This window comes from Kitasatospora sp. NPDC057512 (assembly GCF_042802135.1).
GTDB lineage: Bacteria > Actinomycetota > Actinomycetes > Streptomycetales > Streptomycetaceae > Kitasatospora.
In genome coordinates this window covers 1-1,171 of record NZ_JBHVET010001268.1, presented here as the reverse complement: position 1 = coordinate 1,171, position 1,171 = coordinate 1, and the positions used below count along the sequence as shown (strand labels likewise).

At 76.0% G+C, this 1,171-nt stretch carries 1 protein-coding gene; it reads right to left on the bottom strand.

The window, feature by feature from the left end:
* Positions 1-218: 218 nt before the first annotated feature.
* On the bottom strand, positions 219-1,043 hold the full coding sequence (locus tag ACFU6K_RS39400; protein ID WP_380671540.1) for a S1 family peptidase: 825 nt from the start codon (positions 1,041-1,043) through the stop codon (positions 219-221).
* Between the last annotated feature and the right edge of the window lie 128 nt (positions 1,044-1,171).

Genomic DNA, 1,171 nt, shown 5'->3' with positions numbered 1-1,171 from the left:
CTTCTGGGGCCGGTCGCCCGGCTCTGCTGTACCCCGGGGCATCCTCCCGGGCCCCGCCGTTGCCCCGACCCTCGCCCCCGGCCGCGTCCGACGCGACGTCAGAAACCGGCGCCGGCACGTGACCGGCCGCTCACCCGCCGCGACGTCCGAGACACCGGACGCACCCCGTCCGCGGCTGCCACGGGCATTCGCGGGCGTTCACCGGTGGTCACGGGTGGTCACAGCACCGAGCGCACCGCGTCCGCGACCGAGGACACCCTGGTGTAGACGCCCGGGTGGGCCGCCTCGGCACAGCCCGTCCCCCAGGACACCAGGCCCACCAGCCGGCCGTCGACGATCATCGGGCCGCCGCTGTCGCCCTGGCAGGCGTCCTTGCCGCCCCTCTCCTCGCCCGCGCAGACCATGCCCCGGGCGTCGAACCTTCCGTCCTGCCCGCCCGGATAGGCCTGCGCACAGGCCTGGTCCGGCACGATCGGCACGGACACCCCGCGCAGCACGGGCGAGTAGTCGCCCCGCCCGGTGGTGTCGCCCCAGCCGTACACCTGGGTCGTGGTCCCGGCCGCGTACGGTTCGGTCTCGCCCTGGCCGACCAGCTCGACCACCGGCCGGGCGCCCTGGGCCTCGGCGAGGGTGAGCACCGCGACGTCGTTCATGTTGGCGGCGAAGGAGTAGTCGGGGTGGATCCAGACCGACCGCACCGCCACCTCGCGCCCGCTCGTGCCGCGCATGTCGTCCCGGCCGACGATCACCTTGAGGCCCGGCCGGTCCACCCGGCCCCTGGCCTCGTCGTAGAAGCAGTGCGCGGCCGTCACCACCTTGGTCGGGGTGACCAGCGCACCCCCGCAGAACTGGCCGGAACGGCCGCTGCCGAACTGCTGGCGGCTGGACAGCGCCACGATCCACGGGTGGTCCGCGGTGCTCACCGCGCTGCCGCCGACCACCCGGCGCTGCGCCTCGGCCGGCGCCGCGGTGCCGAGGGCGACCAGCGGGACGGGCACGGCGGCGAGCAGCGCCAGCACGGCGGCCCTGCGGCGGCGGGCCACCCGGTCGGCAGCCGGGTCGGCGGGATCCGCCGGGAACGGGGCGGGCGTCGGCAGGTCTGTGCGGTCCGGCTCGGTCGGCACCGTGACTCCAGGAGGCTCGGAAGCAGGCAACCGGCACAGCGTAGGTG